The sequence below is a fragment of the Soehngenia sp. genome (assembly GCF_055108775.1).
Genome location: NZ_JBSQIL010000010.1, coordinates 1 through 13,188 on the forward strand (window position 1 = coordinate 1; position 13,188 = coordinate 13,188).

Here is a 13,188-nt window from a genome sequence, read left to right on the forward strand (position 1 = left end):
ATTCTCTTAATTTTTTGAGTTTGTTTCTAGGGACTGTTTTGTTATATATTTCTTGATGTAAGATATTGTTTAAAGCATATAGAAAGTTATCATAAGTTCTCCATGAATCACCATTATTTACATATAATGGTCTCATGGTTAGGTTTTTGTTATCAAGAGCTATATAATTTTTTTGCCTGATTTCATCTATACTTCCAATAATATCACCTTGCTCAATATGCCAATCTATCAAAGAATAATCCTTTTCTTCGATATTAGAAGAATGCTCTTTAAGGAGAACTTTTTTAGCATTTGAGCATAGATTTTCGGCTAATTCATATGCTCTATAGAATTGATGACTTACTCTTATTATTGCAACTCCAGCACAAGCATTTAGAGTTGAATAGGTATCGCCAATTTTAATTTTGTGTTGATTCAATTCTTGGAGGAAAACTCTTGCAGATTCTATACCTAATTTTCCGTTAGTAACATAAGTTACATCATCTCCAGATATTATTATAGGAATAACTGGCAACCCATGAGTTTCAAGATCTGATTCACTAATATTTTCTTTTATCACTTCCACCATTTTTATAAATGATTCTTGATATGCCTTTTTTATATCATCGCTAAATGTTTTTAGTTCATTTAGATATCTTTTGTTTGTTTCCTTTATATCTTCACTTTTTACAAAATTGTCTTTTAAGGTGTTTAGCTTTTTGCCCATTTGATTTCCATCTATATGAACTAGAGCAATATAGCTTTTATCAGAATCAATTAATTCTCTAAATTCACTTACCGTTTCATAACCGGCTAAAAGTTTTTCAAAATCTTTATTGGATTTTTTGGAATTTTCGTTTTTAACCATTATTTCATAGCTTACGAACCGTTTTTCTCCATCGGGATCAGTTATTATTTTTCCTGCGGGGAGTCCTGTCGATTCGCATATTCTTTCAAATCCAAAAGACAATTGGTCTGATGAGTTTTCTCTTTTATTCTTTTTTAGGGCAAGTTTTGTATATGCCTCGTCGATTGTGTCGGCTATGAATTGATTATCATCATACTCTTGTATTACCATGAATAGTTCAACACCAGGATATGTTGAGATAACTTTTTTACTTAATCTTTGAATAAACTCTTTGGCTTCTTCTAAGGTATCAAAATCGTATATGCTACTTCCGCCGCCACTGTAAATTTCTTTATTTTCATACTTTCTATCAATTTCTGACGGCAAATTTTCCGTTATATATTTAATAATGTAAGAAGCACCTTTGTTTTCTTTAAGTTTGTTGCTTGAAAAAATATATTGCTGCTTCTTAGATACTTCCCATAAAACAAGAGCTTTCATAAGCGACCTCCTAGTATTTTCTATATTTTATATGAGAAAATTTATGTTCAGTTATTACCTCTCCACTATCACTGATTCGCTCTTCTGTGACTCTGTGGGTAGTAGAGTATATTGGAATTAATCCAATATTTTTAGCGAAATTAACTAAATGATAGCATGCTCCAAAATCACCTTGAATGAGTATGTAATCTTGAGTGGTGCTGTTATCTTTTATCCAATCTTTAAAATCATTTAGCACATCTGACAAATCATCTACATATGGGTCTATAGAGCCCCATATGTTTTTGAGGTTTTGTGGCAGTTCTAAGAATTCATCCACGCCAAGAGTAGATTTAGCATCTTCTATTTGTGCTTGAGTGAGCTTATGTGAAAAAATTAGAAGCATTTTTTTACTCATATGTTTCTAGCTCCTTGTTCGCTACATATTTTGTCAAAACTTGCTCTTCGTATTCCTTTATAAATTCTTCTAGATTATCATAAATCTTATTTTCTTTGGGGCTATTATCATTAAAACCTGCATGAGCTAGAGCATTTCGAAATTCTCTTAAATTTCTGTATAGACCTCTTAAGTCATAATCCACTATATTTTCAATCTGAGAATTTAAATTTCTGGCAGATTTGTCATTTAAACTGTTTTCTATCATAGTTCTGTTATCGAGGTTTAATAGATCCATATTAAGAGAAGCTGCCACATAATTTACTATATTTTCTCTTAGTAAAGTGTATGCTTGTTGAATTAAGTTAAATTTAGCACACAATTTTACTGTGTAATGTGTATCAAGCACAATATCGCCAGAATAAGGTTCAAAGATGTCTTTTACTTTACTCAGTATTTTTTCAAAAGGCTTTAATTCATCAATAGTTATAGTTTCTAAATCTAAAAGGATATCTTTTATTTTTAAAACTAATTTTGGCAGCTCATTTCCTCTAACGGTATAAAGAGAGTCAGAAAATTTGATAAGTTTCTTTTGTAATTTATCTAAGTTTTTTGCTTCCGCTGATGTATCTTCATTTTGATTTAATATTGGAGTAATTGCTTCGTGGATTAGATTTGACAAATCTTCACTATAACCAGTTTTTAAAAACTTATCTGCAGCAATCGACCAATCGGTGATTTTATTAAAAAGGGAAAGATCAAAGACAGGTTCATACTTATCATCTATTTTAGCTTCATAAGCACCATAATATATTTTTTCTAGTTTTATATTTTTAGTAAACTTGGCATAATTTAACACAGACATCATCATAATTGGAATTGACCTGAAAGAATGAGTTACATCTACATATACTTCGTCATTTTCTTCAAGTGCATCATACAATATATTGAAATTTTCCCATATCTCTGATTCGCTAACTCCATCTTTTATATTCATTTCTTCATAGTCAACATCGTTTTCGTCATATATTTTCTTTAAACCGTATCCATCTGATCCTATCCAATGTTTTTTATAGGCTTCTTGAGTTAAAGCTACATAAAATTTAGCATCATCTATGATTTTAGTCAGAGCAAATTGAACATATTTGGTTTCAATTTCAAACTTTTCACCTTGTTCATTTTCAAGTTCATAGATCATAGGCTCGTAACTACTTGTTCCTAAAAAAGTAATGACTTTTTTCATTATAATACCTCCCAAATAATTGTATTTAACTTAATATTATACAAAAAATTCAAAACATTCAATACATAATAAAGAAATATTCAATTTATTAATCATAGTTTGTTAAACATTGATAATTTTGATATAATTATAAATATTAAACAGTAAGGATGATAGCTATGTATCAAGCCCTATATAGAAAATATAGACCTAAGACTTTTGATGATATTTTAGGCCAAGATCATGTAACAAGAATATTGAAAAACCAAGTAAAAAGTGGCAACATTGGGCATGCATACCTTTTTTCGGGGACTAGAGGGACAGGTAAGACTACAGCTGCTAAAGTTCTCTCAAGAGCTGTGAATTGTTTAAATCCAATAGATGGAAATCCATGCAATGAATGCAGTGTATGCAAGGGAATACTAGATGAAAGTCTAATGGATGTAATTGAAATGGATGCTGCGAGCAACAGAAAAATAGAGGACATAAGGGAATTAAAAGAGAAGATAATCTATCCACCATCAGTTGCAAAGTACAAAGTCTATATTATAGATGAAGTTCACATGCTAACAAATGAAGCTTTCAATGCTTTATTAAAGACTTTAGAAGAACCACCTAAACACTTGATATTTATACTTGCAACAACTGAACCTGAAAGATTACCACAAACTATTTTATCGAGATGTCAAAGATTTGATTTTAAGAGGATAACAAATAACGATATTATAACAAATATGCAAACCATACTTGATATTATGGAGATAAAGGTTGAAAGAAGAGCACTAGAGTTAGTTGCTAGAAATTCTGATGGAGCTATGAGAGATGCTCTAAGTCTTTTGGATCAACTTATTGCATATGACAATAAGAACATAACTTATGAGGATTGCATCAATATTTTAGGAATAACAAGCAGTGACTTGATTTTTGAATTAGTTGATGCTATAAATGAAAAGGATTTAGGCAAATCTCTTGAAATATTAGAGAGAGTGATTTTGGAAGGAAAAGACATTCAACAATTCGTAAAAGACTTGACATATCACTTTAGAAACTTGATGATTTCAAAGGTGTCTAAAAATCCTGAAGAGCTTATTTTTACTGAAGATGTTGATAAATATGTCACTCAAAGCAAGAAATTTCAACTTGATGAAATACTTAGATGTTTAGAAATACTTAGAGACACAGATTCAAATGTAAAATGGGCATTACAACCTCGTATCGTCTTAGAGCTTGCAATAGTTAAAATGATTGAGAGCGATGTAACAATCTCAGAAGATAAAAAATCTACAAAAAAAGAGAAAGATATTAAAGAAGGCATAAAAGAAGAGCCAAAAGAAAAACTCTCGACAAAAGTAGAGGGGTCAAAAAAAGAGCCTAATGTTCCACAGAACACAGACGAAGAGAAATTTAGCTTAAAATATGTAAAAACACAATGGCCTAAGATCATGCAGATTATCAAGTCCAAAAAAATCAGCATATACGCTTTAATCATGGAGGGAGAAGTACAAAGAGTAGATGCCAATAGGATAATCATAACATATAAAGAAGGGTTTGAATTTCATAAAAATGCGGTAAATGCACCTCAAAACAAAGAATTTTTAGAACAGACACTTACAGAATATTTTAGCACTCCGATAGAATTGGTATTTACCATGTCAGACCAATTAGAAGAAATGACCAAAGATAATGAAATAGAAAAAAAAGAGAAGACAAAGGAAGAAAAAATAAAAGAAGTAATAGACTTCTTTGGTGAAGATTTAGTAGAAATTATAGAGGAGGAATAACAATGGCAAAAGGCGGATATCCAGGAATGGGTGGAAATATGAATAATATGATGAAGCAAATGCAGAAGATGCAAAAGAAAATGGAAGAAATTCAAGCTAAAATCGATGCAGAAGAAATTGAGGCTACTGCAGGCGGTGGAGCGATAAAGGTTGTGGTAAATGGGAAAAAAGAAGTTTTAAGTATAGATATTGACAAAGATGTAGTAGACCCTGAAGATGTAGAAATGTTACAAGACTTAATAGTAGCTGCAGTAAATGAAGCTTTAAGAAAGGCTGAAGAATTTGCAGCAAAAGAGATGCAAAGCGTAACAGGGGGCATGAACATACCAGGGCTATTCTAAAGGAGAGATTTAGATGGATTATTATGCATTGCCTATAGCAAACTTAATTGAGCAGTTTTCAAAACTTCCGGGAATAGGCAGAAAATCTGCTCAGAGGTTAGCTTTTTTTGTGCTAGAAATGGATAGAGATGATGCCTTAAGGCTTTCTCAGGCAATAATCGAAGCTAAAGATAAAATTAAGTTCTGCAGTGTATGTGGAAATTTTACGGATTCAGATATATGCACTATTTGCAAAGATAGTTCAAGAGATAGAAAAACTATATGTGTAGTAGAAGGACCGAGAGATGTAGTGGCCATGGAGAGAACCAAAGAGTACAAAGGGCTTTATCATGTGCTTCATGGGACAATTTCACCTATGGATAATATTGGGCCTTCTGATCTAAATATAAAAGGATTGTTGGATCGACTTAAAGAAGATGAAATAAAAGAAATAATACTTGCAACAAATCCCACAGTAGAAGGAGAAGCTACTGCACTTTATATTTCAAAGCTCATTAAGCCTTTGGGAGTCAAAGTTACTAGAATAGCTCATGGCATACCAGTAGGTGGGGATTTAGAATACTTTGACGAAGTTACATTAGCAAAAGCAATGTACAATAGAACAGAGATGTAACATACATGGTTAGAATTACTTTAACCATGTTTTTATTTAAATTTAAGAGGAGATAATATGATAGAATCTTTTGAACCAATAGCATCTAAAGATAGCAAAATATTAATATTGGGAAGCATGCCAAGTGTGATATCGCTTAATAGGCATCAATATTATGGCAATAAGCAAAATGCTTTTTGGAAAATAATATTTGAATTATTTGACGAAACATTAGTAGATGAATATGAAAAGAAAAAAACTATACTCATAGACAATCACATAGCACTTTGGGATGTTATAAGAATTTGTGAAAGAGATGGAAGTAGTGATTCAAATATTAAAAATGAAGAAATTAATGATTTTGAAACATTTTTTAAAGAACATTCAAAGATAATAGCAGTGTTTTTTAATGGGAAAAAAGCAGAAGAAGTCTTTTTAAAAAAAGTAAAAGGTAAAGCAAATATACCAACTAATATGGTTTATAAAGCCCTACCCTCAACCAGCCCAGCCAATGTGATGAAATATGAAAATAAAAAAAGAGAATGGGAGATTATTTTAAAATTTTTGTAGAAATTAATAAAATTGGGTATATATAAAAAACATATTATTTAGAATATTTAGCCTTATAATTGATTTTTAGTGTAGCAATATTTAGCCACAACGCAAAATAATAATTTTTGCAAAGTGGCTTATATTATAATTGAAATTAATTTAGGAGGAAATCTTGTAATGAAAAAGCTATACGTATATAAAGGGTTCGCACCAGAAGATCTTGAAAAAATCGATAAATTACCACTTGTTAATTGCCAATTATCATTCAAATTAGATATTGAAAATTTAGATGATAATTACAAAAAGAACCTTATCGGAAAGTTAATTGAGTTCACTGGAGAAAGATATGTTACATATGAAGAGTTTGTATTGATTTATGAACTTGGTGAAGAAATACTAAGATTATCTAACGTTGAAATAATATTAGTTAGAAATACTATATTTCCAGAGTATTATCCAGTATATGTAAACAATGTAATTTTCATGGACAAAATTGAAAAAACACACCATTACTTTACAAATATTGATGACGAAGATAGTAAATCAGAAGAAATAGACCAAATTTTGAGGTTTTATGGAGACATAAAATTAGTTGAAAACAACTATTATATATCTTACAAAAATCTTGAAAAAGAATTATCTAACATTAGGATAGTAGATACAATTGATGAATATAACGACTTCAATTTGAATGAAATAGAAGTGCAAATAGGATTACATATTGAATATATTTTCGAGTTAAATTCTAGCGTTGAGAGTTTCTTACGGCTTGTAACAGTATTAATAGAAAATAAAGCTAATGAAATTGGAATAAAAATCAATGATAAAATATATTTTGAAAAATACTTAAAAATACATTTTGCTGCTTTAATAGCTAAATTTGATTATGTAAAATTTTATTACATAGAAACAGATACAAAAAATATAGAATATAGGGAAGATTTTAATGAATATTTATATAATTTGTGGGGGTATGATGAGTTTAAAAAGATTAAATTCTATTTAAATCCTGATGAAAGCAATGAAACTATTGAGATTTCACAGGGCGAGATAATTGAAAATATAGTGCAACAAGCTGAAAAAGCTGCAAGGGGAGAAAACTATCAAGATGTTTTTATAACTGCACCTACAGGTGCAGGAAAGTCTGTAATTTTTCAAATAGCAGCATTATATCTTGCAGATAAATACGATAAACTAACTATAATAATATCTCCTTTGATAGCACTTATGAAGGATCAAGTGAAAAAGCTAAAGAACAATTATATTGATAATGTAGCTTATATAAATTCTGAACTTAATTTTATTGAAAGAGAAGAAATCATTGATAATATAAAATCAAAAAAAATCGATTTATTATATTTAGCACCAGAAACGTTATTGTCTTATTCTGTAGAGAATTTTATAGGAGATAGAGAAATAGGATTATTTATAGTTGATGAAGCCCATATTGTTACCACATGGGGGAAGGGTTTCAGACCCGATTATTGGTACTTAGGTAAGTATATATCTAAAGTTAGAAAATTCAAGCAAGTATTTCCAATAGTAACATTTACTGCCACTGCTGTTTATGGTGGCAACGATGATATGTATGACGAAACTATTGAGAGCCTAAATATGAAATCAACTATAAAGTATCTTGGAGATATAAAAAGATCAAATATTAGTTTTGACATCAATGTAGACATGAGAAAACTGGGGAAAGAAGAATACGATGATACCAAATACAAATATTTAGCACAGAGGTGTAATACATATTCTAGAGAAAAAAAGAAAACTATTGTTTATTTTCCTTTTGCAAAGGATACAGAAATAGCATTTGAGCATACATATTTGAAGGATATAAAAGATGAGATAACAGTATATAATGGGAGCTTAGACAAAGCGATTAAAAGCTTATCTGAAAAAGATTTTGGTGAGGGAAATAAAAATATAATGTTTGCAACTAAAGCTTTTGGAATGGGAATTGACATTGATGATGTTGAGGTTGTTTATCACATGGCTCCTACTGGAAATCTAAACGACTATGTCCAAGAAATAGGCAGGTCTGCGAGAAAACCATATATAAAAGGGACTGCTGCTATTGATTTCATGGCAAGAGATTTCTATTTTATAAACATGTTGCATGGGATGAGCTCAATAAAACAATATCAAACAAAAGCAACATTAAAGAGAATATACAACATATATGAAATTAGAAAAGAACAAAATTTCTTGGTAACACCAAATGATTTTTCGCATATATTTTCTAGTGATAGTAAAAAGGGTAATGACGAATTAGAACGTAAAGTAAAAACTGTTCTTTTGATGTTAGAGAAGGACTTAGAATTGCAGTATAGATTTCCTGTTATGATTTCAAGACCTAGGAGCGTTTTTACTAAAGTTTATGTAGTTATTGAAGAAAGTGTCGAAAAAGAACTGTTATACAGTAAGTATGGCAAGTATTTTACTTTAGCTAGAGCTGGAAGAAAAAATGTTATTGAGGGAAGCTGCACAGTATCAGATTTTGGAAATGTATATTTGTTTGACATTAGAAGATTTTGGGAAGAAAATTATCCTCAATATAGTTTTGCTAAATTTAAATATCTATTATTTAATAGAGATGATAAACTAGATTTTAAATACAAGAGTAATCTATTTCCTAGATATAAAATTTCTATTAATACCTTAAAAGGAATTAAAGGCAATGAACTGCAAATATTGTTAAATAATGAAATAGATAAAGTCAATAGGATACTAGACAAATACAAGGAAAATCACAAAAATTTTAATCTCGACGAATTTTACAAAGACATTCTAGCTTTATATGGAAACAAAGAAAAGTCATATAACATAGCTCATTCATATATTGATCTTATATCTCCACAACTAAAAAACAACCTAGATGTTGTGAGGCAGTCCATTGAATTTAACAACAGCACAAGAAAATATAGAATTATAAATAGTACTTATCAAAACGTAAAAAGAGATATTATTGGAAGGAGCGATATTTTAAGAAAGTTAAGTACAACAAATGAAGAGTCGGTATCAATTTATTATCCAAAGACAGAAAAAAGAGATTTTGATTTATTTAGAGTACTATATTTGCTTGAAATATTTGAATTAAGTAATTATAAGATCATTGGGGGAGAGAGTCCAGAAATTTTCATTCGTATTAATGATCCGTTAAAGATAAAAAGGTTAGCATCTGAAAATAGTGAATATAAAAACTTGATATTACAAGAAGTCACCAGAAGACATGAAAATTCAATCAAAATATTAACGCGTTTTTTTATAGATTTAAAAACAGATGAGAGCAGATGGGAATTTATAGAGAATTATTTTTTAGGAAAAGATGTTTTAACTGAATATTTTAAATGATATTAAATAACAATAGAAGGGAGGAATTAACATGGAAACTGGTTGGGTATTTTCAAAAAATTATAATGGTTCAATTTGTGGAATAGGGGAAGCTGGGATAGAAACGTTCAAGGGGTCTAAATTAACTTCATTAGCTAGAGAAGTGTGCCAGAATTCATTAGATGCAATATTAGATACAGATAAGCCTGTCATTATACAATTTCATGAAGTAAAATTGTCAACAACTGAAATTTATGGCCTATTGGATTTAAAAGACGCAATAGATAGGAGCATTGATTTTTGTAAAAAAATAAATGACAATAAAGGTGTTGCATTCTTTAATAAAGCACAGAAAGTTTTGAATCAAAAAGAAATATCAGTTTTAAGGGTCAGTGATTTTAATACAACTGGACTAACAGGCTCTGACAAACCTTATGGTTCAGCTTGGTGCAATCTAGTTAAGTCAAATGGGGTATCAGATAAAAATGGCAATTCAGGAGGGAGTTATGGGATTGGGAAATCTGCACCGTTTGCTAGTTCGGAATTAAGAACTGTTTTTTATAGTACATATGATAAAGATGGATTAATTGCTTGTCAAGGAGTATCTAGGTTAGTTACATTTATAGATAAAGATGGAGATATGACAGTTGGAACTGGTTATTTTGGCTTAAAAACAGAAAAAGAAAAAAATCAAAAAATAGAAATTCAACCGCTTAGAGAGCTACCGAACTTGGACAAAAATTATAATCGAGAAACTTCTGGAACAGATATATATATATTAGGATTTGAATATGAAGACAATTGGTGTACAAATATAATTGATTCCTTGTTAGATGAATATTTAGTTTCTATTTATGAAAACAAGCTTATACTAGAAGTAGGGAATACTCAAATTTCAAAAACCAAATTACCAGAATTAATAGAAAAAAGAAAAGAATTTGTTAAATATGCATATAATTATTATCAAGTATTAACATCTGACCAAACTAAAGAATTTTTTTATAATATAGATAACTTAGGGAAACTCAGTTTTAAAGTTTTATTAAGCCCTAATTTTCATAGAAAAGTCTTAGTTTCTCGCGCTAATGGAATGAAATTATTTGATAAAGGGAATATATCTTCAACAGTTTACTTTGCAGGGATTCTAAGATTGATAGATGAACCTTTAAATGATTTTTTCAGGCAATTAGAACCACCTGAACATAATTCTTGGGAATATGAAAGAGCAGAAGATAGTAGGCTTGCAAAGAAAAGAATAAAGGAAATAAATAAATTCATGAAAGATAAAGTGCTTGAGATGGGAAGTTCAGTGTTCTCTGATGAAATGGATGCAGAAGGAGTAGGAGATTATTTACCAGATAATATCTCATCATCTACCAATAATGAGAATGAATTGATAATAAATAATAGAAGAGAAAATTTTATAGATTTTAACAAAACACAAATTAAAATTAAGGAATCTAATATTGTAGATACAGGATTAGAAAATGGTGAAAGCAATATAGAAAAGGAAATTGAGTTAATAGCTGATGTGGGAGAGGAAGGTGATTTATATCCTTATTTTTCGGATGATAATATAAATTTAAATGAAAAAGAAGATGATGTGTTTAGATTATTTGAAAATAATAGTGGTAATAAGAATTCGATCAGTCATATTATGATTAAAAATTCACATGAAAAATTGTTTTTGCGAGATTTTGAAAAAAAAGAATATATGCTTGTATTTGAACCTTCAAAAAATATAGAAAAAGGGTATATCGAAGTCTTCATTGCTTCTGAAGATAATACAAATAAAGTAGAAGTTTTAAAAGCCAAAAAGATTTGTGAGGGAAATAAAATAGAAAAAAAATCCGAAGAAAGCAAAATGATAAATAAGATAAGAAATGCATTCTCACTAAACAAAAGTGATACAATCAATAATATTGAACTAAAAGTACAAGAAAATAAAATTTTAATCGACAATATTTTATCTAATGAAAAAACTAAAGTTTTATTTTCTATTGATTTTAAAGAATTATGTGCATTGGAGTTGAAATTTTATGAATACGAAGAATAGACATTTCCCATACCCAATATTGAGAGAATATTCAGATGATTACATTAACTCTTATTTTAAAACAGAAATAAAAATTAAAGAGGATATAAATTCTTTTATTTTTGAATTTAATTCTGAATTGAATGATGAGACTATAACTAATTTAATTAATAAAGAAAAAGCTGAAATTGTTTATCAAATAGAATGTCCTCAACTTTTTTTTAGATACATAATAAAAACACGTTCTTTAGAAATAGAATTTGCTATTGATAGTAAAAAATTAAATGGCTCAGTTAAGGTATCGAGCTATATAGTTGCTAAAGATGATATAGATGATTATACTAATATTAATTTTCATACTGACTTTGAAGACTCAAAATTTAAATTATTTAGGGGAAATATAATTGCTCTAGGAAATCAATATAAGCTAATAATTAATAAAAATTTAGAAAAGCTATCTCAAAATGATTCTATATTTTTAATTGTACGAGATGATTCTAGCGAAAGATCAGCGATTAAAATCGATACGGACAATGACAAAATAAAGATTATATTGAACAATGAAGATTTTAAGAATTATAATATATTATCAAAAAGAATTGATTTATTACCTTCAATGCATGCTATGATTATATATCCAGCACTATTGCAAGTTTTAGAAAAAATACGAACCTCAAACATCCAAGAATACGAGGACATGAAATGGTTTAATGTAATTACCTATATTATTAACAAAAGCGATTATGAAATATTGGAATACATTGAAAAATATGGGACAGAGGTATTGGCCCAAAAATTACTAGATTTTCCAATTAATAGAGCGCTTAAATCTCTTGTAAGTATAGGGGAGGATGAAGAATGAAGTTGTATTATTTAACAGATGAAGCACTTGAAACCCTACGCTTAAACATCAAAACAAATTTAAAATATTACAATAGTTCATCAAATGATTGGATTTATAATTTTTTTGATGGCACAAATCCCTTCCAGGAATTTAGATATGAAGTTAATAGAATTACACTTAAAATAGACCAGAACAATCAAGCAAGCGCTGATCTGGAAAATATAAAGAATATCTATGAGAATCTTAAATTTCTAACTGAGGAGCAAGCTTGTGATGAGAGATTATGGGTAGGACTAGCTCACAGTGAATTTTGGGAATATATGATAGAAAGGAATAGACATAATGGAAAGACATTTACAGAATCTGAAGTGAAAAATAAATTTTTCTTTAACTATGGGAAAAGAAAATCATTACTTGTACATCCAATAGCTAAATTATGGTGGACTGGCAGAAATACTTATGACGAAAATCGAGAAAATCCATATGAACTAACAGATTTTTTTGGCACAAACTATTACCATAATAATTTGATATTATTTCAATATAACTATTCTAATAATAAAAATATCGTAACAGCATTTATTGAAGCCATGCTAGAAATGCAAAATAATGGTGATAAAGTATCTACGCACATATTTGATGAAACTGCAAAATACTTGAATTTAATTAGTGGAATATATCTATTAGATTATTTTGAAATAGATGAATTGAAGATCAAAATATTACGAAAGGTAAAAGAGTTATTATTAAATGAAAACAAAAATAATGATTAGCCAATGAAA

The 13,188-nt window shown here is 29.1% G+C and carries 11 protein-coding genes; 8 read left to right on the plus strand and 3 right to left on the minus strand.

The features are described from left to right. From ACTB1H_RS02580 to csx2, 3 genes are all read right to left on the minus strand, one after another. A partial coding sequence (locus ACTB1H_RS02580) for a hypothetical protein (protein ID WP_463261266.1) occupies positions 1–1,327 on the minus strand: 1,327 nt, incomplete at its 3' end. A 10-nt stretch (positions 1,328–1,337) separates the two neighbouring features. Beyond that, complete coding sequence (gene csx20, locus ACTB1H_RS02585; RefSeq protein ID WP_463261267.1) at positions 1,338–1,724, minus strand: CRISPR-associated protein Csx20; 387 nt, start codon at positions 1,722–1,724, stop codon at positions 1,338–1,340. Continuing rightward, positions 1,717–2,946 carry a TIGR02221 family CRISPR-associated protein gene (gene csx2, locus ACTB1H_RS02590; RefSeq protein WP_463261268.1) on the minus strand — a complete coding sequence of 410 codons (1,230 nt, stop codon included), beginning with the start codon at positions 2,944–2,946 and terminating at the stop codon, positions 1,717–1,719. Before csx2 ends, csx20 begins: the two co-directional genes overlap by 8 nt. A gap of 158 nt (positions 2,947–3,104) precedes the next feature. Between csx2 and dnaX the strand changes: the two genes are divergently transcribed. The 8 genes from dnaX (at position 3,105) to ACTB1H_RS02630 (ending at position 13,179) form a co-directional block, all read left to right on the plus strand. After that, entirely contained in the window at positions 3,105–4,706 is a 1,602-nt protein-coding gene (gene dnaX, locus ACTB1H_RS02595) for a DNA polymerase III subunit gamma/tau (protein WP_463261269.1), read from the plus strand. A 2-nt stretch (positions 4,707–4,708) separates the two neighbouring features. Further along, a complete protein-coding gene (locus ACTB1H_RS02600) occupies positions 4,709–5,047 on the plus strand; it encodes a YbaB/EbfC family nucleoid-associated protein (RefSeq protein WP_463261270.1) in 339 nt (112 codons plus the stop codon). Between the two features lie 13 nt (positions 5,048–5,060). Further along, positions 5,061–5,660 carry a recombination mediator RecR gene (gene recR / locus ACTB1H_RS02605; protein WP_463261271.1) on the plus strand — a complete coding sequence of 200 codons (600 nt, stop codon included), beginning with the start codon at positions 5,061–5,063 and terminating at the stop codon, positions 5,658–5,660. A gap of 57 nt (positions 5,661–5,717) precedes the next feature. After that, positions 5,718–6,209, plus strand: coding sequence for a DNA-deoxyinosine glycosylase (locus ACTB1H_RS02610; protein WP_463261272.1), 492 nt, complete (start codon positions 5,718–5,720; stop codon positions 6,207–6,209). Positions 6,210–6,368: 159 nt separating this feature from the next. After that, complete coding sequence (locus tag ACTB1H_RS02615) at positions 6,369–9,548, plus strand: DEAD/DEAH box helicase (protein WP_463261273.1); 3,180 nt, start codon at positions 6,369–6,371, stop codon at positions 9,546–9,548. A 31-nt stretch (positions 9,549–9,579) separates the two neighbouring features. After that, the gene (locus ACTB1H_RS02620; RefSeq protein WP_463261274.1) at positions 9,580–11,583 is read left to right on the plus strand and encodes a hypothetical protein; all 2,004 of its coding nucleotides are present in this window, start codon (positions 9,580–9,582) and stop codon (positions 11,581–11,583) included. Next, on the plus strand, positions 11,567–12,424 hold the full coding sequence (locus tag ACTB1H_RS02625; protein WP_463261275.1) for a hypothetical protein: 858 nt from the start codon (positions 11,567–11,569) through the stop codon (positions 12,422–12,424). Before ACTB1H_RS02620 ends, ACTB1H_RS02625 begins: the two co-directional genes overlap by 17 nt. Next, positions 12,421–13,179, plus strand: coding sequence for a DUF6339 family protein (locus tag ACTB1H_RS02630; protein WP_463261276.1), 759 nt, complete (start codon positions 12,421–12,423; stop codon positions 13,177–13,179). The genes ACTB1H_RS02625 and ACTB1H_RS02630 overlap by 4 nt, the downstream gene beginning before the upstream one ends. Positions 13,180–13,188: the final 9 nt, after the last annotated feature.